Source organism: Pannonibacter sp. XCT-53, from assembly GCF_009915765.1.
Classification (GTDB): domain Bacteria; phylum Pseudomonadota; class Alphaproteobacteria; order Rhizobiales; family Stappiaceae; genus Pannonibacter; species Pannonibacter tanglangensis.
Map to the genome: position 1 here is coordinate 1,933,712 of NZ_JAABLQ010000001.1, position 26,616 is coordinate 1,960,327.

16 protein-coding genes are annotated in these 26,616 nt (G+C 67.0%); 14 read left to right on the forward strand and 2 right to left on the reverse strand.

What is annotated here, in order from left to right; genetic code table 11:
• Window positions 1–17 precede the first annotated feature (17 nt).
• The 10 genes from GWI72_RS08655 to GWI72_RS08700 all read left to right on the forward strand — a co-directional run bounded on the left by GWI72_RS08655 (window position 18) and on the right by GWI72_RS08700 (window position 8,704).
• The gene (locus GWI72_RS08655; RefSeq protein WP_161708377.1) at window positions 18–1,688 is read left to right on the forward strand and encodes a formate--tetrahydrofolate ligase; all 1,671 of its coding nucleotides are present in this window, start codon (window positions 18–20) and stop codon (window positions 1,686–1,688) included.
• A gap of 75 nt (window positions 1,689–1,763) precedes the next feature.
• Window positions 1,764–2,009, forward strand: coding sequence for a type II toxin-antitoxin system VapB family antitoxin (locus GWI72_RS08660; protein WP_161708378.1), 246 nt, complete (start codon window positions 1,764–1,766; stop codon window positions 2,007–2,009).
• Window positions 2,009–2,431 carry a type II toxin-antitoxin system VapC family toxin gene (locus GWI72_RS08665; RefSeq protein ID WP_161708380.1) on the forward strand — a complete coding sequence of 141 codons (423 nt, stop codon included), beginning with the start codon at window positions 2,009–2,011 and terminating at the stop codon, window positions 2,429–2,431. Before GWI72_RS08660 ends, GWI72_RS08665 begins: the two co-directional genes overlap by 1 nt.
• Window positions 2,432–2,549: 118 nt before the next feature.
• Entirely contained in the window at window positions 2,550–3,248 is a 699-nt protein-coding gene (locus GWI72_RS08670; protein ID WP_161673842.1) for a corrinoid protein, read from the forward strand.
• A gap of 4 nt (window positions 3,249–3,252) precedes the next feature.
• Window positions 3,253–3,927: a DUF1638 domain-containing protein gene (locus tag GWI72_RS08675; RefSeq protein WP_161673844.1), complete on the forward strand. Its 675-nt coding sequence runs from the start codon at window positions 3,253–3,255 to the stop codon at window positions 3,925–3,927.
• 131 nt (window positions 3,928–4,058) lie between these two features.
• Complete coding sequence (locus GWI72_RS08680; protein ID WP_161708382.1) at window positions 4,059–4,364, forward strand: virulence factor; 306 nt, start codon at window positions 4,059–4,061, stop codon at window positions 4,362–4,364.
• Window positions 4,365–4,377: 13 nt separating this feature from the next.
• Window positions 4,378–5,271: a methylenetetrahydrofolate reductase gene (locus GWI72_RS08685; protein WP_161708383.1), complete on the forward strand. Its 894-nt coding sequence runs from the start codon at window positions 4,378–4,380 to the stop codon at window positions 5,269–5,271.
• A complete protein-coding gene (locus GWI72_RS08690; RefSeq protein ID WP_161708385.1) occupies window positions 5,268–6,224 on the forward strand; it encodes a methyltetrahydrofolate cobalamin methyltransferase in 957 nt (318 codons plus the stop codon). The genes GWI72_RS08685 and GWI72_RS08690 overlap by 4 nt, the downstream gene beginning before the upstream one ends.
• 40 nt (window positions 6,225–6,264) lie before the next feature.
• A complete protein-coding gene (locus GWI72_RS08695) occupies window positions 6,265–6,606 on the forward strand; it encodes a hypothetical protein (protein ID WP_161708387.1) in 342 nt (113 codons plus the stop codon).
• 40 nt (window positions 6,607–6,646) lie between these two features.
• A complete protein-coding gene (locus tag GWI72_RS08700; protein WP_161709132.1) occupies window positions 6,647–8,704 on the forward strand; it encodes an ASKHA domain-containing protein in 2,058 nt (685 codons plus the stop codon).
• A gap of 4 nt (window positions 8,705–8,708) precedes the next feature.
• Here GWI72_RS08700 and bmt read toward each other — a convergent pair whose 3' ends face one another.
• Window positions 8,709–9,719, reverse strand: a complete 1,011-nt coding sequence (bmt, locus tag GWI72_RS08705) for a betaine--homocysteine S-methyltransferase (protein WP_161708388.1) — start codon at window positions 9,717–9,719, stop codon at window positions 8,709–8,711.
• Window positions 9,720–10,545: 826 nt separating this feature from the next.
• Between bmt and GWI72_RS08710 the strand changes: the two genes are divergently transcribed.
• Window positions 10,546–11,991: an ApeA N-terminal domain 1-containing protein gene (locus GWI72_RS08710; protein ID WP_161708389.1), complete on the forward strand. Its 1,446-nt coding sequence runs from the start codon at window positions 10,546–10,548 to the stop codon at window positions 11,989–11,991.
• Between the two features lie 404 nt (window positions 11,992–12,395).
• Here GWI72_RS08710 and GWI72_RS08715 read toward each other — a convergent pair whose 3' ends face one another.
• Window positions 12,396–14,957 (reverse strand): GcvT family protein, encoded by a 2,562-nt coding sequence (locus tag GWI72_RS08715; protein WP_161708390.1) that lies wholly within the window; start codon window positions 14,955–14,957, stop codon window positions 12,396–12,398.
• Window positions 14,958–15,288: 331 nt separating this feature from the next.
• Here GWI72_RS08715 and GWI72_RS08720 point away from each other — a divergent pair, with 331 nt between their 5' ends.
• From GWI72_RS08720 to GWI72_RS08730, 3 genes are all read left to right on the forward strand, one after another.
• Window positions 15,289–16,830, forward strand: a complete 1,542-nt coding sequence (locus GWI72_RS08720; protein WP_161708391.1) for a trimethylamine methyltransferase family protein — start codon at window positions 15,289–15,291, stop codon at window positions 16,828–16,830.
• A gap of 690 nt (window positions 16,831–17,520) precedes the next feature.
• Window positions 17,521–25,107, forward strand: coding sequence for a type I polyketide synthase (locus GWI72_RS08725; protein WP_161708392.1), 7,587 nt, complete (start codon window positions 17,521–17,523; stop codon window positions 25,105–25,107).
• 53 nt (window positions 25,108–25,160) lie between these two features.
• On the forward strand, window positions 25,161–26,489 hold the full coding sequence (locus GWI72_RS08730; protein ID WP_390806607.1) for an aminotransferase class I/II-fold pyridoxal phosphate-dependent enzyme: 1,329 nt from the start codon (window positions 25,161–25,163) through the stop codon (window positions 26,487–26,489).
• Window positions 26,490–26,616: the final 127 nt, after the last annotated feature.

Below are 26,616 nucleotides of genomic sequence, written 5' to 3' on the forward strand. Positions count from 1 at the left end.
ATCCCAGGGACAGTGCCATGGCCAGCGACATCGAGATTGCCCGCGCAGCGACACTCAAGCCGATGCCGGAGGTCGCAGCCCGGCTCGGCATCCCGGACGAGGCGCTGGAGCCCTACGGCAAGACCAAGGCCAAGATCTCGGCGTCCTTCATCGCGACCCTGAAGGACCGCCCGCGCGGCAAGCTCGTGCTGGTGACCGCGATCAACCCGACCCCCGCCGGCGAAGGCAAGACGACGACGACCGTCGGCCTCGGCGACGGGCTCGCCCGCATCGGCAAGAAGGCGGCGATCTGCCTGCGCGAACCCTCGCTCGGGCCTTGCTTCGGCATGAAGGGCGGCGCGGCCGGCGGCGGCCATGCGCAGGTGGTGCCGATGGAGGACATCAACCTCCATTTCACCGGTGATTTCCACGCCATCACCGCCGCGCACAATCTCCTCTGCGCCCTGCTCGACAATCACCTCTACTGGGGCAATGCGCTGCAGATCGACACCCGGCGCATTGCCCTGCGCCGGGCGCTGGACATGAACGACCGGGCACTGCGCAATCTGGTCGTGGGCCTTGGTGGCCCGGCCAACGGCGTGCCGCGCGAGGCGGGCTTCGACATCACCGTCGCCTCGGAAGTGATGGCCATCCTTTGCCTGGCCCGCGACCTGAACGACCTGACCGAGCGGCTCGGGCGCATCGTCGTCGGCACGCGGCGCGACCGATCGCCGGTCACAGCCAGGGACCTTGGCGCAGACGGGGCCATGACCGTGCTGCTCAAGGAAGCGTTCCAGCCCAACCTGGTGCAGACGCTGGAGCACACCCCTGCCCTCGTGCATGGCGGGCCCTTCGCCAACATCGCCCATGGCTGCAACTCGCTGATTGCCACCGACACGGCGCTGCGGCTGGCCGACTATGTGGTGACGGAAGCGGGCTTCGGTGCGGATCTGGGCGCGGAGAAGTTCTTCGACATCAAGTGCCGCAAGGGTGGTCTCGTTCCCTCGGCGGCCGTGCTGGTCGCCACCGTCAGGGCGCTGAAGATGAACGGCGGCATCGCCAAGGCGGACCTTGGCGCGGAGAACGTGGCAGCCGTCACCGCCGGCTGCGTCAACCTTGGCCGGCACATCGAAAATCTCAAGTCCTTCGGCGTGCCGGTGGTGGTGGCGCTCAACCATTTCACCAGCGACACGGCCGCCGAGATCGCCGCGGTGCAGGCCTTCTGCGCCGGCCTTGGCGTCGAGGCGATCCTCTCCACCCACTGGGCCGAAGGCTCGAAGGGCACGGAGGCGCTGGCGCGCAAGGTGGTGGAACTGGTGGACGGCGGCAGCGCCCGCTTCGCCCCGCTCTACGAGGACGCCCTGCCGCTCGCCGACAAGATCGAGACCATCGCCCGGCGCATCTACCGCGCCGGCAGCGTGGTGTTCGACAAGGCCGCGCGCGAGCAGCTGGAGCGCTGGCAGGAGGCGGGCTACGGCCATCTGCCGGTCTGCATGGCCAAGACCCAGTATTCCTTCTCCGCCGATCCGACCCTGCTGGGTGCGCCCGAGGGCCACGAGCTGCCGGTACGCGAGGTGCGCCTGTCGGCCGGTGCCGGCTTCGTCGTCGCCATCTGCGGCGACATCATGACCATGCCCGGCCTGCCCAAGCAGCCCGCCGCCCTCAGCATCGGCCTCAATGCCGAGGGGCAGATCGAGGGGTTGTTCTGAGCAGGCGGTCTCGCCGGGGCGGCGCGTGACGAATATCCCGTGACGTGGTATGGATATCCTGCCGGAGGATATCCCATGCCGCTCTATGTCAAGGACGACGAGGTTCTCGAACTTGCGCGTGAACTGCAGGCCCTCATCGGGGCCAGCAGCAAGACGGAAGCCGTGCGCACGGCCCTGCGCAACGAGATCGACAGGCAACGGCACGTGCTGCCGGTTGCCGAGCGGCTGGCCCGATCCCGCCAGCTCGCCGCAGAGATCGGCACGCCGGATCCGGACTTTGATTTCAAGGCCTTCCGCGCTGCCCTCTGGGACGAGGCGTGATGTTCCTTGATGCCTCGGCGATTGTTGCCCTGCTGCTGCCTGAAACCGACGCGGGCGACCTGACGGCTCGCCTTGACGCACAAGGGACCGGGTTTCATGTCTCGCCGCTGGTCCGCTTCGAGGCCATCGCCGGTCTGGCGCGGGCGCGCTGCCGTGACGGCTCGCCGGAGGCCCGGCGGCGCGCGCTGGCACAGGCCCGGGCGGCGGTCGACGCGTTGATCGAGGATCTCGCCTGCACCGACATCCCGATCACCGCTGAGGTCGGCGAGGCCGCACTCGAGGCCGCCGGCACCTATGGCAAGATGGTCGGTCATCCGGCGGCGCTGAACCTTGGCGACTGCTTTGCCTATGCCTGCGCGAGGTCACGGCGGCTCACGCTGCTCTACAAGGGCGCGGATTTCGCCCGCACCGATCTCGGCTGAGCCCGGGCGACCGCGCGCCTGTCGCAGGCAGGGCGCGGCGTGTCGGATTGGGAACAGCGGCTGGCGGGCGGCGCACGCAGTGTGATGGGACAGCTTTTCCAGCACTCACGGATGGCCCATGTCGGACGACGATATCGATCTCAGTGCCCTTTCCGACGAGGATCTCGTCGCCCAGATGCACGACGACCTCTACGACGGTCTCAAGGAAGAGATCGAGGAGGGTGTCCGCATCCTGCTGGATCGCGGCTGGACCCCTTATGAGGTGCTGACCAAGGCGCTGGTCGAGGGCATGCGCATCGTCGGCATCGACTTCCGCGATGGCATCCTGTTCGTGCCGGAAGTGCTTCTGTCGGCCAATGCGATGAAGGCCGGCATGTCGATCCTGCGGCCGCTCCTGGCGGAGACCAACGCGCCGAAGGTCGGCAAGATGGTCATCGGCACGGTGAAGGGCGACATCCACGACATCGGCAAGAACCTTGTCTCGATGATGATGGAAGGTGCCGGCTTCGAGGTGATCGACATCGGCATCAACAATCCGGTCGAGAACTATCTGGCCGCCATCGAGGAGCACAAGCCCGACATCGTCGGCATGTCGGCGCTCCTGACCACCACCATGCCCTACATGAAGGTCGTCATCGACACGATGATCGAGAAGGGCATCCGCGACGACTACATCGTGCTCGTCGGCGGCGCGCCGCTGAACGAGGAGTTCGGCGAGGCGGTCGGCGCCGATGGCTATTGCCGTGACGCCGCCGTGGCGGTGGAGACCGCCAAGGAGCTGATCGCCCGCCGGCACAACCGGCTGGGCAAGGCCTGAGATCATGGCCGCGCGGCCCGGCGCACAGACCCCGGCCGCGCCTGCTGTCCCTGACGACGGCGGCACCGACCGCAAGCCGTCGGTGCTGGTGCTGGCCTGCGGCGCGCTGGCGCGGGAAATTCTCGCCCTCACCGCCCAGCACGGGCTTTCCCATCTCGACCTGCATTGCCTGCCCGCGCAATTGCACAACACGCCGGACCGGATCGCGCCGGCGGTCGCTGCAGCCCTCGCCGACCGGGGCGCGGCCTATGACGAGGTGCTGGTGGCCTATGCCGATTGCGGCACCGGCGGACATCTCGACAGGGTGCTGGCGGCGCATCCGAAGGCCAGGCGGATCGATGGCGCGCATTGCTACGCCTTCTTCGCCGGGCTTGCCGCCTTCGACCGGCTGGAGGACGACCAGCTCGGCAGCTTTTATCTCACCGATTTCCTGGCCCGCCACTTCCAGACCATGGTGATCGAGCCGCTCGGCCTCGACCGGCATCCCGAGCTGCGCGACCTGTATTTCGGCAACTATACCCGGCTTGTCTATCTGGCCCAGACCGAGGACGCGGAGCTGACCACAGCCGCCGAACGGGCCGCAGCCACGCTCGGGCTGCCCTTCGTGCGCATCGCCACCGGCTATGGTCTGCTGGGAGACTTCCTGCAGCCGGCGTCTCCCGGCGACGCGTCTGCCTGAGCGCCTGATTCCGCAGAATCCCTTACGTTCCGCGGGCGTCGCTTTCGCACCGTGCCGTGTCGCCTTCTGCCGTCCGGCTGCCTGTTCTTCAGCCAAGATTGATCATCACTTGAGCAGTCGGAAGGACCTCCATGGCGCAGCTCGTCGTCGTTTACTGGCGTGACATTCCGGCCCAGGTGCTGGTGAAGTCCGGCCGCAAGAGTGCCCGCCGGGAGCTGCCGCCCCTGTTCATGGAAGCCGTCGATGCCGCCGCCATGCGCGTCGGTGCCAAGGACAGCGAGGCCTATCTGGCCGAATGGCGCCGCGCCGATCCGGTCGAGGTCGGCGACGATCTCGAAGCGGAAGCCGACCGTGCCGTGGCGGCGCTGGTGGCCGACTTTCCCCGCGAGCGCGTGCTGGCGCTGGCGGCCAATGGCGGCCTTGCGCCGCAAGACTGAGGACCCTTCCCAAATGCCGGACCCGCGCCTCAATGCTGCCGGACGCCTTGCCGCCTCGACCGAGGTGTCGCCGCGCCAGGTCTGCGAAAAATCCGACCTGCTGACCGGCGTGCCGCGCGGAACACGGGTCTATGTCACGGATCTCGGCAACTGCTCCGAGGACCAGATCGTCGAAGCCGCAAGGCGCGTCAAGGACGCCGGACTGGTGCCGGTGCCGCACATGGCGGCCCGGCGCTATGACAGCCTTGCCGCCTTCGAGCGCCGCATCACGCGCCTGACACAGGAGGCCGGCGTCGCGGATGTTCTGGCGATTGCCGGCGAAACCGACACGCCGGGGCCGCTGACCTCGTCCGTTGCCCTCATCGAGACGGGGCTGTTCGACAGGCTCGGCATCCGCAGCATTGCGGTCGCCGGCCATCCGGAAGGCGCACCCGACATTCCGGCCCCGGTGATCCGGGACTTCCTGATGAAGAAGCACGCGCTTGCAGCCAGCAGCGATGCGACGTTCCTGATCGTCACCCAGTTCGGCTTTGATCCGCACCGCGTCGCGCTCTGGCTGGACGAGCTGACCGCCTGGGGTAACACCTTCCCCGTCCATCTGGGCGTGGCGGGTCCGGCCAAGATGACGACGCTGCTGAAGTTCGCCGCCTTCGCCGGCGTCGAGAACTCGCTGAATTTCCTCAAGAAACGCGGCGGTGCCGTGGTGTCGATGCTGACCGGCTACGACCCCGCGTCGATGGTGGAGCCGCTGGAGGCGCGGGTGCGCTCGCATCCGGCCACCCCGCTCGCCCAGATCCATGTCTATCCCTTCGGCGGCCTCGCCAAGACGACCGAATGGCTGTCCCAGCGCGGGTCCTGGGGGCCTGCCGCCGCCTCCCCTTTTGACGCACAGGAGCTTGCCCGATGACCCGCACGATTGTTGCATCCGCCACCAAGGAAATCGTCATCGGCTTTGACCAGCCGTTCTGCGTCATCGGTGAGCGCATCAACCCGACGGGCCGCAAGAAGCTGGCGGCCGAGATGATCGAAGGCAACTTCGACACGGTGATCAAGGACGCGCTGGCCCAGGTGGCCGCCGGCGCGACCATGCTTGACATCAATGCCGGCGTGACAGCGGTCAATCCGAACGAGACGGAACCGCCGCTCCTCGTCAAGACTCTCGAGATCGTTCAGGGACTTGTCGACATTCCCTTGTCCATCGATTCATCCGTGACGGCTGCCATCGAGGCGGGCCTGAAGGTGGCCAGGGGCCGGCCGCTGGTCAATTCGGTCACCGGCGAGGACGAGAAGCTCGAGGCGATCCTGCCGCTCGTCAAGAAGTACAACGTGCCGGTGGTGGCGATCTCCAACGACGAGACCGGCATTTCCGAGGATCCGGACGTGCGCTTCGCGGTTGCCAGGAAGATCGTGGAACGGGCGGCCGACTATGGCATTCCGGCCTGCGACATCGTGGTCGACCCTCTGGTGATGCCGATCGGGGCGATGGGAACGGCGGGACGCCAGGTGTTCCATCTCCTGCGCCGACTGCGCGAGGAGCTGAAGGTGAACACCACCTGCGGCCTCTCCAACATCTCCTTCGGCCTGCCGCATCGCCACGGCATCAACTCGGCCTTCATCCCGATGGTGATCGCCAGCGGCATGACCAGCGCCATCATGAACCCCTGCCGGCCGCAGGAGATGGAAATGGTGCGCGCGGGGAATGTGCTTGCCGGCAATGACCCCAACTGTCAGGAATGGATCATGAATTACCGCGACTACAAGCCCGGCGGGGCCGAAGGCGCGACCGCCGGACCAGAAGCCCCCGCTGCAGGCGCGTCGCGCCGGCGCGGTGGACGCGAGGCTCGCCTGCGGCAGGGGTGAGCCCGGCTCCCCTGTCTCCCCGCTGCCGGCCGGAGTGATCATGTCCCGTTCCAAGCAGTTCACCCATGATCTGGCCAGCCTGTGGTTTCAGGCCCCGCTCGTCATTGCCCTGCGCACGCAGGCGATGATGCTGGCGGCCGCCACCGGCTCCACCCGCGAGAACGCCGAGATGGGCCGCATGATCGGCGAGAAGGCCGCCGCCATGGTTGAAGGCACGCTGGCCGCGCAGCAGGCCATGGCCCTGCAGGCGACCCGCGCGATGACCCAGGTGGCGCTTGGCCGCAAGCCGGCGGCCCTGACGCCCGAACCCATCGCCCATGCGGCGATGAAGCCCTTTGCCAAGCGCGTGCGCGCCAACACCCGGCGGCTGACCAAGACCTGACACCGCCCGAACGCACCTCGAGGACACCTTGAACGACAGCCTGCCGACGCCAGCCCCCGGTTCTTCCTCCTCGCCTGCCGCGCCGCAGGCCACCGCCCGCGTGGTGTTCCAGCCAAGCGGGCGGCGTGGCACGTTCGATATCGGCACGCCGCTGCTGGATGCTGCCAGGGCGCTCGGGGTGTACGTGGAATCGGTCTGCGGCGGGCGCGGCATTTGTGGCAAGTGCCAGTGCTCGGTGTCGGAGGGCCAGTTCGCCAAGGAGGGCCTGACCAGCGCCGCCGGGCACCTGGCGCCGGCGACCGACAAGGAAAGCCGCTACGCCGAGCTGCGCGGGCTGGCCAGTGACCGGCGCCTGTCCTGCCAGGCGAAGATCCTCGGCGATCTCGTCATCGACGTGCCGACCGAGGCCCAGACCAACCGGCAGATCGTGCGCAAGCGCGCCGAGATCCGCCATATCGATCCCGATCCGGCCGTCCGCCTCGTCACCGTGCGGGTTGAGGAGCCGGACATGGAAACCCCGCGCGGTGATGCCGACCGCCTGCGCGAGGCGCTTGAAGCGGCCTCCGGCCTTGTCGGCCTGCGCTTCGATCCGCCGCTGCTGGCGAGCGTCCAGACCGTCCTGCGCAAGGGACAGTGGCAGGTGACGGCCGCGCTTTATGACGACGCGGGCGAGCCGCCGCTGGTCATCGGCCTGTGGCCCGGCGAGAAGACCACCGCCTATGGCCTTGCCGTCGACATCGGCTCGACCACCATCGCCGCGCATCTGTGCGACCTGACGACCGGCCGCACCGTGTCCTCCGCCGGCACGTCCAATCCACAGATCCGCTTCGGCGAGGATCTGATGTCGCGCGTCTCCTATGTGCAGATGAACCCGGCGCGCCTGCCGGACCTCACCCGCACCGTGCGCGAGGCGATCAACGCGCTGGTCGGCAAGCTTGTCGCAGACGTCGGCGCGAGCCGCAGCGATGTGCTCAACGCCACCTTCGTCGGCAATCCGGTGATGCATCACCTGTTCCTCGGCATCGACCCGACGGAGCTCGGCGGCGCGCCCTTTGCACTCGCCGTCTCCGACGCGCTGACGCTGCCCGCCCGCGATCTGGCGCTGGAGCTGGCGGCGGGCGCGCGCGTCTACATGCTGCCCTGCATCGCCGGCCATGTCGGTGCCGACGCGGCCGCAGCAACGCTGGCCGAGGCGCCGGGCAAGGGCGAGGCGCTGACGCTTCTCGTCGACATCGGCACCAATGCGGAAATCGTGCTGGGCAACCGCGACCGGCTGCTCGCTGCCTCCTCCCCCACCGGCCCCGCCTTCGAGGGCGCGGAGATCACCTGCGGCCAGCGCGCCGCCCCCGGCGCCATCGAGCGCATCCGCATCGACCGGGTGACGCTGGAGCCGCGCTTCAAGGTCATCGGGCTGGACGAATGGTCGGACGAGCCGGGCTTTGCCGAGAAGGTGGACCAGGTCGGCGTCACCGGCATCTGCGGCTCGGGCATCATCGAGGCGGTGGCGGAGATGTATCTCTCAGGCCTCATCAACGAGGACGGCGTCATCGACGGGGCAATGGCCGAACGCACGGCGCGGATCGTGCCGAACGGGCGCACCTACAGCTATGTCATCGCCGGTGACGGCATTGCGATCACCATCACCCAGACCGACATCCGCTCGATCCAGCTCGCCAAGGCCGCGCTCTATGCCGGCGTGAAGCTGCTCTCCGACAAGCTCGGCAATCCGCCCATCGACCGGATCCGTCTCGCCGGTGCCTTCGGCAGCTACATCGACCCGATGTATGCCATGGTCATCGGCCTCATTCCGGATTGCGATCTCGACGCGGTCAGCGGGGTGGGCAATGCCGCCGGCACCGGCGCGCGCATGGCCCTCCTCAGCCGCAAGCACCGGCGCGAGGTGGAAGAGATCGTGCGCGGCATCGAGAAGATCGAGACCGCGCTGGAGCCCGATTTCCAGGCGCATTTCGTCAATGCCATGGCCCTGCCGAACAAGGCCGATCCGTTCGAGAAACTCCGCGCCGCCGTGGCCCTGCCGGAGCCGAAAGGCGGCGGCGACGGCCCCGACGGCGGCCGCCGGAGACGGCGGCGGGGGTGAAGGACTACCCCCTGCGGCGGCCTCTGCGGCCCTCGCCGCCCCGTCCCTCGCCGGCATTCTCGTTCGGCGGGGAGACGAGCGGGCCGATGTCGCGGATGATGTCGTCCAGCGTCGGGCGCGGGCCGGGGGTGTGGCTGTCGAGCGCCTTGCGCATGGCGGCGAGATGAAGCGGCGAGGTGCCGCAGCAGCCGCCGACAATGCGCGCGCCGGCATTCAGCGCCATGTGGGCATAGGTTTCCATCAGCTCCGGCGTGCCGGAATAGACCACCTTGTCGCCCTGGATGACCGGAATGCCGCAATTGCCCTTGGCGAGGATGATCGCCTGCGGGTTGGCCTCCGACATCTGCAGGATGGTGGCAAGCAGATCCGACGCGCCGACGCCGCAATTGGCGCCCACCACCGTCGGCGTGCAGGCGAAGGTCGAGGTCACCTCGGTCAGCGCCTTCGGGGTCAGGCCCATCATGGTGCGGCCGGCGGTGTCGAAACTGGCCGAGATCACCAGCGGCAGGCCGGAGCCCTTGGCCGCCTCCGCGGCTGCCTGCATTTCCTCCGGCGCGGACATGGTCTCGACCCAGAGAATGTCGACGCCGCCCGCCTTCAGCCCCTCGATCTGCTCGGCAAAGGCCGCAACCGCGCCCTCATAGGTGAGCGCGCCGAGCGGCACCAGAAGTTCGCCCGTGGGGCCGATGGAGCCGGCAATCAGCACCTCGCGCTTCACCTCGTCGGCCACCGCCCGGGCCAGGCGCGCGGCGGCGGCGTTCAGCTCCGCCACCCGGTCTTCGGCCTTGTGCAGCTTCATGCGGTGGCGGTTGGCACCGAAGGTGTTGGTGAGCAGGATATCCGCGCCCGCCTCGACAAAGGCCCGGTGCAGCGCCTTGATCTTTTCCGGCTCGTCGACGTTCCACAGCTCCGGCGCATCGCCGGAGGTCAGGCCCATCTGGAACAGGTTGGTCCCCGTCGCGCCATCGGCCAGCAGCACGCCCTTTTCGGCGAGGAGGGTTTCAAGCTTGCTCATGATCGTCTTTCCGGGGCTGTTTCGGTGTTCCGGCGCGCTCTCGACCGGCCGCCGCTTGCCCGGACAGCCGGCCCATCACGGGCACCTTGCCCCAGCATCCCCCACCCCCACCCGCCCCTCAAGCCCGATTGCACCGGCAAGTGTCTGGAAAACGGCTTTTGGGGTGGGGTGGGGGCGAACCCGGTTCAGGTCGGACAGACTGGCAACCATTGGAAGAGCTCGCCCCGGAGGTCAGGCGCTCTTCCTCTCCCCCCTTGAGGGGGAGATGCCCCCGCCAGGGGGCAGAGGGGGGTGAGCGGCGGTGCGATGATCTCCGGCGCCGGGTCTGCCGAGGCGCTGATACCCCCCCCCTCTGTCTGCTGGCGCAGACATCTCCCCCTCAAGGGGGGAGAGGGGCGCCTCGGGGCATGTCCAGGTGGCAGGGAGCTGGCGTTGTGCGGAGGCTGGATGACCTTGTCGCAGCGCTTGACCTCCCCTCCCCCTCGTGGGGGCGGAAGGCGGGACGAGACCTGTGGCTCGGTCCAGGAAGAGTTAAGGGTGGGGGCTCGGCACAACGAGGACTTAGTTGCGAGGAATGGACGAGACCCGCGCGCTGGCTTTATGGGATGGAGCAGCTTCAGGACAATTCAAAGCGGAAACCGAATCTTTGATTCTAAACGCCAACTTGAATTAACTAAATTGCATTGGATGTTTAAAGCTCAATGCTTCCACCAAGAATGTGAAAACTTAATGCCAGAGATCCGGTCAGCCACCCAATTGCTCCAGACCTACAACTACGACTGCCCGAATCTGGGGATTACCGAATGAAATCTCACAGGAGAAAACAGTGAAACTTGAGAACTTCGAAGAATGGTTCGCCATTCGCCCAAATCATAGCGATGACGGTGATCACCTAACCGGACGTCTCACATTTGATTTGAACAAAGGAATATCTCTAGAAGCTGTTTGGTTTTCTGGGGGCGCAGCGAACCGAAGCACCCCTCTCACTAACAGCCAGACATTGACGGGATGGCTAGACTACCAGCGTCGCGCCACACTCATTCAACCTTGGGTACAGAGCGCTGGGGGCTTTAGCATAGGTTTGAATACGCCAGTAATGCGGGAACGCCGGCGGTTTATCGCCAGTGCCCTTATCAAGAATGTCTTCTTGGATGATATCCGCTCCACAATCTTCACAGGGCTAGAGGTCGAACATCCTGCATTTCATGCTTGGGTCAATCCTCGCCTTGTTAATAGCGACTGGACCCAAAATGAACACACAGATTTTCCGATTCTTTCTGTTGATGTTCAGCCACCTCAGAAACGCATTTTTGAACTAGCCGACGGGACGCAGGCAGAAGTCATTAGCATGACCAGTGTCCCCAGTAGCAAAAGTATAACGTTGGAAGAAAGAACTGTTTTAAGGCTGAGGTTCTCCCAGCCGGTCGCCTTTGATACAATCACTCGCATGGCATGGCGCATTACTGCTCTTTTCGAATTTTTAATTGGCGCACGAGTGCAGGCACCGGTCTACCGTATGCCCACGACCAACAAACAATCGTGGAATAACGAGGAACGCGAAGTCGTCGCTGAGTATTGGTACCAACCCGTTTCGCGAAAAAAACGCTACGAAAATCCTCCAGATATACACCATCTATTTACATTCGAAGAACGCTCTCCTGCTTCCCTAAAGACATTATTGAATCACATTACCGGCTCCAGTGACGAGCTTATCTTCTTGGCCGATCAAATTCAGAGCGTGGAAGATCACGATCTGTACCTTACTCAAGGCTATCTTGAAATTATAGGCTGCTTAGAGGCTTTTGACGAGCGCACATTCGGCTCAGGAGCAGACCCAAATTTTAAGAGCCAACTGAAAAACTTGAAGGAGTTGGTCGAGAACCATGGTTCGGAAGATGATAGAACCCTTTTTAATCGCATAGCGGGCACAGCTTCGAATAGATTTTCCCTTGTCAAACGTCTGGAGCGCCTTCATCGGATGTGGAACGAAGATGGATTTCGTGGAGCGCCAGACCTTACGCGCGTCCGTGATTTGCGGAACATCGTCCCTCATGGGAGAGGACTGGAAATGTCCAGTGAGATTGCACAGGAGATGATTTCGTTCTTGAGCTATCTCACAGCGTTAGGTCGCTATCACGTGATGAAGGTGCTTGGTTTCACCGGAGATCAGATCGGCGACGCGTTTTTACGGCAACCACATCGCTATGGAATGTTCGCCCCCCAGAAAATGTCCCCTTCGTATGAAGGGAATAAACCCAAGATTGGTGAATAATCTGCTCACTTAACCTTCACGCGCGTCAATGACTTAACGGCTTTCATCGGTCTTCGGCGAATGTTTCATTTGCCCAGATGCGGGTGTCCGGTGTTGTAATGGACAAGCCAGACATCCAGGTCGACCTACATAGCGCCGTCGTTGTCTTAGAACGTCACGCGGAGGCTATTGCCGCTGCAGCCTTATGTAAACACCTGCGACTGCGAGACACTCACGGATCACATCTGAGAGAGCAGCTAAAGCTCTTGCTCAATGCTAGGCCAATGACCGCAGAAGTGGCACAAGTTCGGCGGCAAAATGCTTCTCTTCCCCCTCACTGGGTCGTGCCAGGAGCGTCTGAGGCCAAGTGATGCTGGCCCGCCCCCTGCCCCGACGGGCAGAGGCCGTGAGCCGCCGACGGGCGATCAGCTGCGCGGCTTCAGGTTTTCCGGGTCGTAGAGCGGCTTGTAGCCCACGGCGGCGACCTCGACGGGGAAGCTTTCGTTGAAATATTCGACGGTCAGCTTGCGGCCGACCTCGCAATAGTCTGCCGGCAGATAGGCGAGCGCGATGTTGGCGCCGATGGTCGGTCCATAGGCGACGGAGGTGGTGTAGGAGCGGCGGCCGAGGCTGTCGACGAGGACCGCGCCGGTCAACGGGTCCACCACCGGCATCGAGCCGACGGGATAGCGGGCGACGCCTGCGGCATCGACATTGTCGGTCATCACCAGCGTGCAGAGCATGGCCGGCTGCCTGTCGCGCGCCTTGTACTCCAGGTGCTTGGCCTTGCCGCGGAAATCGGCCTCCTTCACCTTCGGACGGGCAAGATCGGCCTCGATCAGGTTGTACTGGGTGAGGAGATCGGCGTTCTGCAGCCGCAGACTCTTTTCCATGCGGCGGGAGTTGGCGTAGGTCTCGACGCCGAAGGCCATGATGCCGGCGGCCTGCAGCGCGTCCCAGACGGCGAGGCCGTCCTCGTATTTCATGTGCAGTTCCCAGCCCTGCTCGCCGACATAGGAAATGCGGAAGGCGGAGACGGTCTTGCCGGCGATCTCGATCGGCTTGATGGCGGCGAAGGCGAAGTTTTCCGGGTCGAGCCCGGCCGGGTCGGCCACCACCTGCTTCAGCTTGGCCCGGGCGTTGGGGCCCCAGACGCCGATGGTGACATAGGCTTCCGAGACATCCGTGACGGTGACGGTGAAGCCCTTGTCCTCGGCGGTGCGCTTCACGTAGTGGAAATCGCGCGGACCGGCGTCGGCGCCGTCGATGATGCGGCAGCGGTCGGCCATGCGGATCACGGTGAGGTCGGCGCGAACCATGCCCTCGTCATCGAGGAAATGGGTGTAGATGCCCTTGCCGATGTTGGCATCGCCGCCGATCTTGGCCGCGCAAAGCCATTCCATCAGCTCCACATGATCCGGCCCTTCCACGTCGAAGATGTAGAAGTGGCTGAGATTGACCATGCCGCAATCCTCGCTCATGGCGAGATGCTCGGCGTTGGAGACGCGCCAGAAGTGGCGGTTGTCCCATTCGTTGGCGCGCACCGGCACCCGGTCGCCATATTTCTCAAGAAGATGCTCGTTGGCCTTGTAGCCATGGGCACGCTCCCAGCCGCCCAGCTCCATGAAATAGCCGCCCAGCGCCACCTCGCGCTCATAGAAGGGCGAGCGCTTGACGTTGCGGCCCGTCGCATAGGGCTCGCGGGTGTGGACGGCCGGATAGTAGATCTTCTGGGCGGCTTCATAGCAGCGGCCCTCGATGAACTTCTCCGTGAGCTGATGCTTGTAGAAGCGCGAATAGTCGATGGAATTGTGGTCGATGGCGGTGCGCCCGTCGGTGATCCAGTCGGCGATCAGCTTGCCGTAGCCCGGGCCGTCCTTGACCCAGATGGCGACGCAGTACCACAGGCCCCTCACCTTCTGGCTCTCGCCGCAGGACGGGCCGCCGGCGGCGGAGACCTGCAGCAGGCCGTTGAAGGAATGGCTCTCGTTGTAGCCAAGCTCGGCCAGCACCGGCGTCAGCTCCATGGCGCGCTCCAGCGGCGCCATCACCTGCTCCAGCTCAAGGTCGCGCTGCGACGGCGACAGGCGGGCCTGGTGCTTTTCCAGAAGGTCGCGCGGGTGGCACATGCGCGGATTGTCGGTCTCGTAATAGCCCCACTCGATCTGGCCGCCCTCGGTGGTCTTCGGGTCGCCGGTGTCGCGCATGTAGGCAGAGTTGCCCTGGTCGCGCAGCAGCGGGTAGCCGATTTCCTTGCCCGTGCCCTCGAACTCGTTGAACGGGCCGAAGAAGGTCAGCGGGTGGTCGACCGGCATGACCGGCAGGTCCTCGCCCACCATCTCGGCAATCAGCCGGCCCCAAAGCCCGGCGCAGACGATGACATGGTCGGCCATGATCGTGCCGCGATGGGTGACGACGCCCTTGATGCGGCCGCCCTCGACGATCAGCGACTGGGCCGGCGTGTTGGCGAAGGCCTTGAGCTTGCCGCTGGCCTCGCCCTGGTCGACGAGCTTGCCGGCGACGGTCTGCGAGCGCGGCACGACGAGGCCGGCGTCGGGATCGAACAGGCCGCCCATCACCTGGTCTTCCTCGATGAGGGGGAACAGCGCCTTGATCTCGGACGGGGAGACGTAATGGGCTCTCGTGCCGAAGGCGCGGGCGGAGGAGAGCTTGCGCTTGACCTCTTCCATCCAGCTGTCGTGGCCCTTGCGCACGACCTCCAGACCGCCGATGCGGGCGTAGTGGCCCATCTTCTCGAAGAAATCGATGGAGTATTGCGTCGTCCAGACCGACAGGTAGTCGTGGCTGGTGGTGTAGCAGAAGTCGGAGGCGTGGGCGGTGGAGCCGATGTCGGTGGGGATGCCGGACTTGTCGATGCCGACGATGTCGTCCCAGCCGCGCTCGATCAGGTGATGGGCCACCGAGGCGCCGACGATGCCGCCGAGGCCGATGATGACGATCTTTGCCTTCTCGGGAAATGCAGACATTTCGTATCCCTTTTCACTCGCGACCACGCCCCGGCGCGGCGGCCGGCGGCGAAAGCCCGCAGCCGGCAGGAGGGGCGGCGCGGGTGTCAGATCCATGAGCGGCAGTATCGGGTGCGGCCCGGCGGGCAATTGGCCTAATTGCGTCATGGCAACATCACGCCGGCGACACGCCATGTCGTTTTCCTGCAAGTGCCCCGGCCATGCACCGGGCTGGGCGGATGCCGCAAATAGAGTAGCCTGAGACGGTTCCTTGACGGGCTTTTGCTGCCGCCTGGCCGACAGTGGAAGGCACGTTGAAAGCAGCGCAGGATCTTTTCCGGGAGCTCAGCCCATGTCTGATGTTGCAGTATCCGCCGGTCGCCGGGGGCGCAGTGCGCGCCGCGAAGCCCGCGCGAGCGGAGCCGGCGGGCTTGGCATTCCCTACATCACCCGCGGCATTCCGATCTACGACGTGCTCTCGGACGAGGGCGCGGCGCAGATCGAGGCGCAGGCCGATGTCCTGCTGCAGGAAATCGGCATCGAGTTCCGCGACGATCCGGAGACGATCGCGATCTGGAAAGAGGCCGGAGCCGATGTCCAGGGCGAGCGGGTGCGCTTTCCGAAAGGCATGCTGCAGCAGATCGTCAAGACGGCGCCGGCGCAGTTCGTCCAGCATGCGCGCAACCCGGCCCGCAACGTGGTCATCGGCGGCAACAACCTGGTCTTTGCCCCGGTCTATGGCCCCCCGTTCGTCACAGACCTCGACAAGGGTCGCCGCTACGGCACCATCGAGGACTTCCGCAACTTCGTGAAGCTGTCCTACCTGTCGCCCTACATGCACCATTCGGGCGGCACGGTGTGCGAGCCGGTCGACCTGCCGGTGAACAAGCGCCATTTCGACATGGTCTATGCGCACATGAAATGGTCGGACAAGCCGTTCATGGGCTCGGTCACCCATCCGGAGCGGGCGGAAGATTCGGTGAAGATGGCGCAGATCCTGTTCGGCGAGGACTTCGTCGACCAGAACTGCGTCATGATCCAGCTGATCAACGCCAACTCGCCGCTGGTCTTCGATGCCACCATGCTGGGCGCACTGAAGGTCTATGCCCGGGCCAACCAGGCCTGCATCGTCTCGCCCTTCATCCTTGCCGGCGCCATGAGCCCGGTGACGGTTGCCGGCACGCTGGCGCAGGTGCTGGCCGAGGCGCTGGCCGGCTGCGCGCTGACGCAGCTCATCCGCCCCGGCGCGCCGGTGGTGTTCGGCGCCTTCGTGTCGTCGATCTCGATGCAGTCCGGCGCCCCCACCTTCGGCAGCCCGGAAGGCACGCTGCTGCTCAACGGTGCCTCCAAGCTGGCGCGGCGGCTGAACCTGCCGTTCCGCTCCGGCGGATCCTTCACCTCGTCCAAGCTGCCGGATGCGCAGTCGGCGCAGGAATCGGCCCAGACCATTGCCGCCACCGTGGTCTCGGGCGTCAACTTCTGCCTCCACGCCGCCGGCTGGCTGGAGGGCGGGCTGTGCTCGTCCTACGAGAAATTCGTCATGGACGCCGACCAGCTCGGCATGATGCATGTGCTGGCCAAGGGCATTGATCTCTCGGAAGAAGGCATGGCGATGGACGCCCTGCGCGAGGTCGGTCCCGGCGGCCATTTCCTCGGCGCGAACCACACCCAGCGCAATTTCGAGACCGCCTTCTTCCGCTCGCAGCTCGCCGACAACAACTCCTACGAGCAGTGGCTCGCCGACGGCCAGCTCGACGCGGCCCGGCGCGCCAATGCGATCTGGAAGAAGATGCTGGCCGACTACGAGGCCCCTGCCCTCGACCCGGCCATCGACGAGGCGCTGATTGCCTTCATGGCACAGCGCAAGGCCTCGTTCCCGGACAGCAACGTCTGAGATCCGGCCGCCGGACGCCCCCGCCGTCCGGCCGCCCCGGCTGTCTCCGCACCACCACCCGGAGATTGACCGACCGGATGGGGCGACGCCCGCGTCGCCCCATCCGGTCGATGTCGGGCCGCTCGCCAAGCGCTGGCCGGTCTCTGGCCAGTCGCAGGCCAGTCGCAGGCCAGTCGCAGGCCAGTCGCAGGGCAGTCGCAGGGCAGTCGCAGGGCAGTCGGAGGGCAGTCTCTGGCCCGATGCTGGCCTGCTGCTGCGGGCCGCTGCCGTGCCGGTCGCGTCGCCGCCCCCGGCTTTTTTCCGGGGCCATGGCCGAGCCTTAACGGGGAGTAAATACAGCCCCGCCTTGCTTTCGCCTTGCGCTCGCCGCCTTGCGCTTGTATCCGCAATCTGAGCCGCCGTGCCCCTTGGCCGGCCGGGCCCGTCGGCGTGCGCCTTCGCGGGTCTGGTGATTGTCAGGGGGTCGGCAAATAGCGTAGATGTTTTCGGATAGGGAGCTGCGGGTCCTTTCGGGGAGATCCACCTCAACTCTGTCAAGAATTAACGAGGACCTATGCCGGCCCATTTTGTAACCGATGAGAGATTTGCGTCTTCTGATCCGCCGTGTCAGCCATCGCGACGCCTGCCCCAGTGAGGCGGCGCCAGGACTGATCGACCCAGCAAGACGTCAGGACGCACAGGCTTTTTCGAATGGCATCCATCAAGAGCAACATTGAAATCATCGGTTACGCCAGCCGCTTGCCCGGTGCGGCGGACACGAACGAGTTCTGGACCGTTCTGAAGGAAGGCCGTTGCACCGTCACCAGCGTGTCGGAAGACCGCTGGCCCCTGTCGCGATTCGGGCACCCGGACCGCAGCGCCGCCGGCAAGGCCTACACCTGGGCTGCCGGCCAGCTGGACGATGTCTGGGGCTTCGACCCGTCGTTCTTCGGCATTTCCCCGCGCGAGGCGCTGCAGATGGACCCGCAGCAGCGCATCCTGCTGCAGCTGGTCTGGGAAGCGCTGGAACAGGCGGGGCTGCCGCCGAGCGCGCTCGCCGGCACCTCCACGGGCGTCTATGTCGGGGCGTCCTCGCTCGATTACCACCACCGCTTCGTGATCGATCCGCCCAATGCCGACATGCAGTTCATGACCGGCAACACGCTGTCCATCGTCTCGAACCGCATTTCCTACATCTACGACCTGCGCGGCCCGTCCTTCACGGTGGACACGGCCTGCTCGTCCTCGCTCGTCGCCCTGCACGAGGCGGTCTCGGCGCTCGAGAGCGGCCAGATCGACACCGCCATCGTCTGCGGCGTCAGCATGCTGCTGAGCCCGTTCTCCTTCGTCGGCTTCTCCCGCGCCTCGATGCTGTCGCCGACCGGCCTCTGCCAGGCCTTCGACGCCAATGGCGACGGCTATGTCCGCTCGGAAGGCGCCGTCGTGCTCGTGCTGCAGTCCTCGCGCGTGGCGCGGGCCAACGGCACCCGCGTGCATGGCCGCATCCTCGCCTCCGGCATCAATGCCGATGGCCGCACGGTCGGCCTGTCCCTGCCCTCGCCCTATGCCCAGGCGGCCCTGCTGGCGGAGATGTACGGCGCCGGCGGCGTCGACCCCAATGCGCTCGCCTTTGTCGAGGCCCATGGCACCGGCACGCGCGTCGGTGACCCGGCCGAGGCGGAAGCGCTCGGCAAGGTGATCGGCCAGAAGCGCGACGACGTGCTGCACATCGGCTCGGTCAAGACCAACGTCGGCCATCTGGAGCCGGTCTCCGGCCTCGTCGGCCTGCTCAAGTCGCTGCTGGCGCTCAAGCACAACGAGCTGCCGCGCTCGCTGCATTTCAACACGCCGAACCCGGACATCGCCTTCGAGGAGCTGAACCTCAAGGTTGCCAGCGAGCCGGTCGCGCTCAAGGCGTCGGACAAGCCGCGCCTTGCCGGCATCAACTCCTTCGGCTTCGGCGGCACCAATGCGCATGTCGTGATCTCGGACGGCGACCGCGACGCGGCTCCGGCCGCCGCCGAGGCACCGCGCCTCGACACGCCGCTGGTGCTGAGCGCCCGCGGCAAGGCCGCCCTCGGCCAGCTCGCCCGCCGCTACCACGAGGCGCTGGACGGCGCGTCTGACGGCAAGGCCGCGCAGATCGCGGCCTCCGCTGCCTACACGCGTGACCTGCTCGGCGACCGCCTGGTGGTGCTGGGCGCCACGGCCGACGAGCGCCGCCGCGTGCTCGAGACCTTCCTCGCCGACGGCTCCTGCCCCAACCTGGTGCAGGGCAGCACCGTCCGGGGCGAGCAGAAGGTTGGCTTCGTCTTCTCCGGCAACGGCTCGCAGTGGGCCGGCATGGGCCGCGATGCCTATCAGAAGGACACGGCCTTCCAGCAGGCCTTCGAGCGTGTCGACCGCAAGTTCATGGGCCTTGGCGGCTGGTCGCTGCTGACGACGCTGTTCTCCGAGGATCTCGAGACCGAGATCGAGCGCACCGAGATCGCCCAGCCGCTGCTGTTTGCCGTCCAGGTTGCCCTCGTCGAGGCGCTGGCCAGGCGCGGCCTGCGCCCGAGCGCGGTCGCCGGCCACAGCGTGGGCGAAGTCGCGGCCGCCTGGTGTTCCGGCGCGCTGACGCTCGACCAGGCGGTGAAGGTCATTCATGCCCGCTCGACCCGCCAGGAGGTCATTCGTGACCTCGGCACCATGGCCGCGCTGCTCCTGTCGGCCGAAGAGGCGCAGGCGGCGATCAACGAGGCCGGCTTCCCGCGCATCGAGCTGGCGGCCATCAACTCGCCGCGCAGCGTGACCATTTCCGGTCCCGTCGAGAGCCTTGACGCCTTTGGCAAATACGCCCGCAAGAAGCGCTGGGCGATGAAGAAGCTCAACCTCGCCTATCCGTTCCACTGTGCGCTGGTGGAACCGATCCGCGAGCCGCTGCTGGCCGCGCTCGAGGGCGTGACGCCCCGGGCGGCGACCGTTCCCTTCTACTCGACCGTCGACCCGGACAGGCGCGACGTGGCGCTGGACCCGGACTACTGGTGGCGCAACGTGCGCCAGCCGGTGCTGTTCTCCGCCGCCATCGACGCCATGGCCGCCGACGGCATCTCGGTGTTCCTCGAGATCGGCCCGCGCCCGGTGCTCGGCACCTACATGACCGACGTGCTGAAGGAGGCCGGCCAGCGCGCCGACGTGCTCGCCAGCCTCGACATGCCGGCCAAGACCGGCGAGACCGCCCGCAACCCGGTGGAGTATGCGGCGGCCGACGTGCTGGCCCATGGCGGCGCGGTGGACCTCGGGGCCTTCTTCGGCGAGGCTCCGGCGGACCCGGTCGCCCTGCCCCACTACCCCTGGCAGAACGTGCCGTTCAAGCCGGAAGCGACGCCGGAAAGCGTCGACTACATGTTCGGCAAGAGCTGGCCGCTGCTCGGCTACCGGCTGCGCCAGGACGTGGGCGAGTGGTTCAACCATGTCGATCCGCAGCTGCTGCCGTGGCTTGCCGACCACAAGGTGGAGGAGTCCGTCGTGTTCCCGGCGGCCGGCTACACCGAGATGGCCCTGCGCGCCGCGCTGCGCTGGTCGGGGGCCGACGAGATCGAGCTGCGCGACTTCGACATCCTGCGGCCGCTGGTGTTCGACGGGGCGGAAACCTTCGAGACGCAGGTGCGCATCTCCTCCGACGACCGCGTCGTCGAGGTGCTCTCCCGCCCGCGTCTGGCCGGCGCCGAATGGGCGCTCAATGCCCGCGGCCATTATGTCTCGGCCGTGCGCAAGGACCGCAAGCCGGTGATCGGGACGGGCAGCCAGGCGCTGGTCACGCTCGACCATGACGCCCTTTACGAGGTGACGCGGGCCTTCGGCCTGCGCTACGGCCCTGCCTTCCAGCGGGCGGACTCGGTCGTCACGCATGACCGCACCACCGCCACGGTGACCCTGAAGCCGCAGATCGAGGCGCTTGGCACCCAGCGCTTCGCCCTGTGCCCGACGCTGCTGGATGCCGGCTTCCACGGCCTGTTCGCGCTGCTGAGCGGCGTGCAGGAGATCCCCGCCCAGACCAGCTTCCTGCCGATCCGCTTCGGTGCGCTGCGCCTGCTGGCGCCGGAGGTCGTGCCGGCCAGCGTGCGCATCAAGGTCACCAAGGCCTCGCCGCGCTCGATCGAGGCCAGTTTCGAGTATCTCGACGCCGAGGGGCAGGTGGTCGCCCGCCTCACTCAGGCCCGCTTCCGCGCCGTGCGCCTTGGCCGCGAGACCCGGCAGGACGATCTCGCCTACCGGACCTTCGCCACGCTGCTGGCCGATGCCGGCCGTGTGGCTCCGGTTGCCGACGTCATGCCGCAGGGCTTTGCCGCCTTCGCCCAGGCTGCCGGCGTTGCCAGCGACAGCGATTTCGAGCCGGGCGAGACCCTGCTCCTCGTCGAGGCCATGGGCCGCACCATCGCCCATGAAACCCTCTGGCGGATCGCCGGCGGTGCCCGGTTCGACGCCGCCGCCCTCGTCGCCGCCGGCCGTATCGCGGAGAGCGCGCTGCCGCTCGTGCATGCCCTGCTCGGCTGGCTGACCGACAGCGGCCTCGCCGAAGACCAGGGCGAGGTGACGCTGCTCGGGGATCCGGCCGAGGGGCCGGCCACCGCCGACCTTCTCAAGACGGTGGCGCTCGAGGCTTCGGGCCACATTGCCGAGGCGGCCCTGCTGTCGCGTCTGCATGACGGGCTGGAAGGCCTGCTCGCCCGGGGTCTGGCGGACAAGGCCTCCGGCTGGTTTGCCTCGGGCCTGTTCGAGGCCTATCAGACCTCCTCGCCGGCCGCGCTTGCCCGCAACGAGGGCCTGCGGCATCTGGCCGAGCGCATCATCGCCGGCTGGCCGAAGGATCAGGCCCTGCGCCTCCTGGTGCTGGGCGCCGACAGTCCGGAACTGCTGCTGGCGCTGGACCGCGCCTGCGACCCGCGCCGGGCTTCGGTCACCGTGACCGATCCGGTCTCCACCCTGCTCGGCCGGGCCGAGCGGCAGTGGACCGGGTCGAGCAATGTCCGCTTCGTCGCCTTCGAGGAGGCCGACGCCCTGGCGGCTGCCGGGCCGTTCGACATCATCCTGTCCGGCGGCAGCCTGACGGACCGCAACGCCGACGACATCGCCGCCGTGGTCCGGCATCTGGTGCGCGGCGGGCTGCTGTTCAGCGCCGAGTTCGTGCCCTCTCCGCTCACCGACCTGTTGCGCGGCATCGGCGCCGACTGGTGGCGGGAGACCGCCGTGGCCGGCTTCCCGGTCTCGCGCCAGCGCGGGGCCGAGGAGTGGCGCGGCATGCTGGAAGGCTTCGGCCTGACCGACATCGAGACGGTGGCCCTCGCCAGCGACGTGGCCGAGGCCACGCTGATCGGCGCGCGCGCCCCTGTTGCTGCCCCGGCCGAGGCGGAGATCGCCGCGGACGGCGACCCGACGGCCGAGCTCATCGTCATCGCCGATGCCGAGGGCGACAGCCGCAAGCTGGCGGAAGCGCTGAAATCGACGCTGGCCCCGCGCGGCATCCGCGTCACCGTGGCGGCAGCCGATGCCGATGGTTCGGATCAGGGCCTGATCGGCCTGACGCTGACGCCGGGTGCGGCGGAGACGGCTGCACTTCTGAAGCGGGCAACGGCCGGCATCGTCCACCTTGCCGGGGCCTTTGCCCCGGCCGGTGATGCGCTTGCCGTGGTCGACCAGCGCACGTGGCAGCTGACCCAGCTGCTCAACAGCCTCGGCTTTGCCGACACCAGGCTGTGGATCGTCGCACCGGGCGGCATGCAGGACATTGCCGGCGGCGCGGCCCACCGGCCCGACCAGGCCGCCGTCTGGGCCTATGGCCGGGTGGCGATGAACGAGTTCGCCAATGCCGGCATCCGCCTCATCGACCTTTCGCCGACGCTGGAGCCCGGTGTTGCTGCCGTGCGTCTGGCCGAGGAGATCCTGAAGAGCGGCGAGGAGCGCGAGATCATCCTCGACGGCCGCCGTCGCTCGGGCCTGCGCATCGTGCAGGGCGGACTGTTTGCCGACAGCGCCGTGTCGCCGGACGCCAGTCCGGCCATGCGCCTCGACATCCTGCGGCAGGGCTCGCTCGACCAGCTCGCCTGGCATGCGGTTGACCGCAAGGCGCCGGCCGGCAACGAGATCGAGATCGCCGTGGAGGCCAGCGGCCTCAACTTCCGCGATGTCATGTGGGCCCTCGGCCTCTTGCCGGAAGAGGCCCTGGAGGACGGGTTTGCCGGTCCGACGCTCGGCATGGAATGCTGCGGCATCGTGCTGGCCACCGGTCCCGACGTGACCCGCTTCCGCCCGGGCGACAAGGTCATCACCTTCGCACCGGCCTGCTTTGCCTCGCATGTGACCGTGTCGGAAGACGCCTGTGCCCCGATGCCCTCGACCGTGTCGTCGGAAGAGGCGGCCACCATTCCGGTGACCTTCCTCACCGCCTATTACGCCCTGGTGCATCTGGCCCGCCTGTCCGAAGGCGAGACCGTGCTCATTCACGGCGGCGCCGGCGGTGTCGGCCTTGCGGCCCTGCAGATCGCCAAGTGGCGCGGCGCCCGTGTCATCACCACTGCCGGATCGGAGGAGAAGCGCAGCTTCCTCAAGCTGCTCGGTGCCGATCTGGTGCTGGATTCGCGCAGCCTCGCCTTCGTTGACGAGGTCATGACCGCAACCGACGGCGAGGGCGTGGACGTTGTCCTCAACTCGCTCTTCGGCGAGGCCATGGAGCGGTCCATCGAGGTGCTGCGTCCGTTCGGCCGCTTCCTGGAACTGGGCAAGCGCGACTACTACGGCAACACCCGCATCGGCCTCAGGCCGTTCCGCCAGAACCTGACCTACTTCGGCATCGACGCCGACCAGCTCCTGACCCGCCAGCCGAAGCTGGCCAAGGAGCTGTTCGTCGAGCTGGTGCGCCTGTTCGAGGCCGGGACGCTGGCCCCGCTCCCCTATCGCGTCTTCGAGGCCGATGGCGTGGTCGAGGCATTCCGCCTGATGCAGCAGGCCGGGCATATCGGCAAGATCATCCTGCGGCCGCCGCATGTTCCCGCCGAGGTGCGCCGCACGCGGACCCTCACCCTCTCCGCCGAGGCGACCTATGTCATCGGCGGTGGCTTCGGCGGCTTCGGGACGGAGCTGCTGCGGCGTCTGGTCGATCTCGGCGCGCGCCATCTCGTCGTCCTCAGCCGTCGCGGCGGGACGGGCGAGGAGGCTGCACGCGTGATCGGGGAACTGGCCGCGCGTGGCGTGACGGTGCAGGCCCCCGCCTGCGACCTGACGGACGAGAAGGGCCTTGCAGCGGCCCTCGAGACGGCCCGTGCGAGCCTGCCGCCGATCCGCGGCGTCTTCCACACCGCGATGGTGCTGAACGACGTGCTGATCTCCAACCTCGACCATGACGGGCTGACCCGGGTGCTGGCACCGAAGGTGCGCGGCGCGGAGCTGCTCGACCGGTTGACGGCCAACGATCCGCTCGACCATTTCGTGGTCTATTCCTCGGCCACCACGCTGGTGGGCAACCCGGGCCAGGCCAACTACGTGGCCGCGAACGGCTATCTCGAGGCACTGGCGCGCAAGCGCCGCGCCGAGGGCAAGCCTGGTCTTGCGGTCGCCTGGGGCGCGATCTCGGATGCGGGCTATCTGGCGCGCAACGAGGATGTCAACGAGCTGCTGTCGCGCAAGCTTGGCCGCCATGCCCTCACCGCCCGCGAGGCGCTGGATGGTCTGGTGACCCTGATGAGCGAGCCCCAGACCGATCTGGAGACGGCCGCCGTCGGGTATGCCCGCATCGACTGGCAGGCCGCCCGGCGCGACCTTGCCCTTCTCGACACGCCGCTGGTGGCGCTGATGGGGCTGGGCTCCGTCGAGGACGGCACGGCGGCGGAAGGCGCGATCGACCTCACCGTCCTGCTCAAGGGCATGGACAAGGTGAAGGCCGTGACCACGGTCTGCGGCCTGCTTGCCGGCGAGATCGGCAAGATCCTGCGCATCTCGCCGGAGGAGATCGACCCGCACAAGCCGCTGTCGGAAGTGGGCATGGATTCGCTCATGGCGCTGGAGCTGCGCATGAGCGCGGAACGCCAGCTCGGCATCGACATTCCGCTCATGTCGCTGGCCAATGGCGCGACGCTGATCGACCTGGCCACCCGCGTGGTCAACCGGGTGCTGGGCGGCGAAGGCGAGAGCGGCGCGTCGGCCGAGGCGCAGCAGCTTGCCAGCCAGCACGTGTCGGAAGATCTGGCCGAGGCCGGCGATCTGGCCGGCATTGCCGAACAGGTTGAAGCCAAGAGCCGCGAGATGAGGTCCCTGCTATGACGGAGAAGCGCCCGAGCCTTGGCGGCATTGCCGGTGGCGACCGCGACAAGCTGATGGACAGCATCCGCGCCGGCCGTCGCGCCGGCCGCGACCGCCGTCCGGCCGTTGCAGCCGCTCCGGAGCCGGCCCCGAGACGCAAGGCCTTCGACTTCACCGAGCTGCCGCAGGTGCGCCAGTTGCAGATGCAGCGGGCAGCGGCGGAAATGATGGGGATCGGCAACCCCTTCTTCCGCCCGCATGATGGCCTGGCTGCCGGCACGACGACCATCGACGGCAAGGTCTACGACAACTTCGCCTCCTACAACTACGTCGGCCTGAACGGGCATCCGGAGGTCGTCGAGGCCGCCCGGACGGCCGTCGAGACCTATGGCGTCAGCGTGTCGGCGAGCCGCGTCGTGGCCGGCGAGCGGCCGATCCACCGAGAGCTGGAGGAGGCGCTGGCGCGCATCCACGGCACCGAGGCGGCCGTGGTGATGGTGAGCGGACACGCCACCAACGTCACCACCATCGGCCACATGATGAACAAGGGCGACCTGATCCTGACCGATCAGCTCGTGCACAATTCGATAGCCGAGGGCGCGCGGCTGTCCGGCGCGACCCGGATCAACTTCCCGCATGACGACCTCGACGCGCTGGAGCGGCTGCTTGCCGAGAACCGGCACAAGTACGAGCATGTGCTGATCATCGTCGAGGGCCTCTACTCCATGGACGGGGACTTCCCCGACCTGAGGCGGGTGGTGAAGCTGAAGCAGGCCTATGACGCCTGGCTGCTGGTTGACGAGGCCCATTCCATCGGCGTGCTCGGCGCGACCGGTCGCGGCATCGCCGAGCACTACGGCGTCGACCCGAACGAGGTCGAGATGTGGATGGGCACCCTGTCCAAGACCTTCTCGTCCTGCGGCGGCTACATCGCCGGCTCGCGCGTCCTGTGCGAGTATCTCAAGGCGACCGCGCCCGGCTTCGTCTTCTCGGTCGGCCTCTCCCCGGCGCTGACTGCGGCAGCGACCAGGAGCGCCGAACTGCTGGAGCGCGAGCCGGAGCGGGTGGCGCGGCTGCAGGCCAATGGCCAGCATTTCCTCAAGGCCGCGAAGGCTGCCGGCCTCGACACCGGCCCGAGCGCCGGTTACTCCGTGGTTCCGGTCATTGTCGGCGACAGCATCGGCGCGGTGACCCTCTCCAACCGCCTGCTCGAGCGCGGCATCAACGCCCTGCCGATCATTTTCCCCGCCGTGGCGGAAAAGGCCGCGCGCCTGCGCTTCTTCATCACCAGCGAGCACACGTTCGAGCAGATCGACCGGGTGGTGGCGGTGACGGCCGAAGAACTCGCCGCCGTCCGCGCCGGAGGCTCGGCGGTGGAGCGGCTGATCCAGGCCACGCGATAAAGGCTGATCTCTCCAGGGCGCCGTTTATCGCGCCCCTCTCCCCCCTTGAGGGGGAGATGTCTGCACCAGCAGACAGAGGGGGATATCGGCGCCTCCTCCGTCACGGCACCAGCGAAAGCCGCAGTGC

Bases quoted from the DNA above. Each gene is read 5' to 3' on its own strand.
- GWI72_RS08655 (WP_161708377.1), top strand. From the start codon at position 18: ATGGCCAGCGACATCGAGATTGCCCGCGCAGCGACACTCAAGCCGATG.
- GWI72_RS08660 (WP_161708378.1), top strand. From the start codon at position 1,764: ATGCCGCTCTATGTCAAGGACGACGAGGTTCTCGAACTTGCGCGTGAA.
- GWI72_RS08665 (WP_161708380.1), top strand. From the start codon at position 2,009: ATGTTCCTTGATGCCTCGGCGATTGTTGCCCTGCTGCTGCCTGAAACC.
- GWI72_RS08670 (WP_161673842.1), top strand. From the start codon at position 2,550: ATGTCGGACGACGATATCGATCTCAGTGCCCTTTCCGACGAGGATCTC.
- GWI72_RS08675 (WP_161673844.1), top strand. From the start codon at position 3,253: ATGGCCGCGCGGCCCGGCGCACAGACCCCGGCCGCGCCTGCTGTCCCT.
- GWI72_RS08680 (WP_161708382.1), top strand. From the start codon at position 4,059: ATGGCGCAGCTCGTCGTCGTTTACTGGCGTGACATTCCGGCCCAGGTG.
- GWI72_RS08685 (WP_161708383.1), top strand. From the start codon at position 4,378: ATGCCGGACCCGCGCCTCAATGCTGCCGGACGCCTTGCCGCCTCGACC.
- GWI72_RS08690 (WP_161708385.1), top strand. From the start codon at position 5,268: ATGACCCGCACGATTGTTGCATCCGCCACCAAGGAAATCGTCATCGGC.
- GWI72_RS08695 (WP_161708387.1), top strand. From the start codon at position 6,265: ATGTCCCGTTCCAAGCAGTTCACCCATGATCTGGCCAGCCTGTGGTTT.
- bmt (WP_161708388.1), bottom strand. From the start codon at position 9,719: ATGAGCAAGCTTGAAACCCTCCTCGCCGAAAAGGGCGTGCTGCTGGCC.
- GWI72_RS08715 (WP_161708390.1), bottom strand. From the start codon at position 14,957: ATGTCTGCATTTCCCGAGAAGGCAAAGATCGTCATCATCGGCCTCGGC.
- GWI72_RS08720 (WP_161708391.1), top strand. From the start codon at position 15,289: ATGTCTGATGTTGCAGTATCCGCCGGTCGCCGGGGGCGCAGTGCGCGC.
- GWI72_RS08725 (WP_161708392.1), top strand. From the start codon at position 17,521: ATGGCATCCATCAAGAGCAACATTGAAATCATCGGTTACGCCAGCCGC.
- GWI72_RS08730 (WP_390806607.1), top strand. From the start codon at position 25,161: ATGGACAGCATCCGCGCCGGCCGTCGCGCCGGCCGCGACCGCCGTCCG.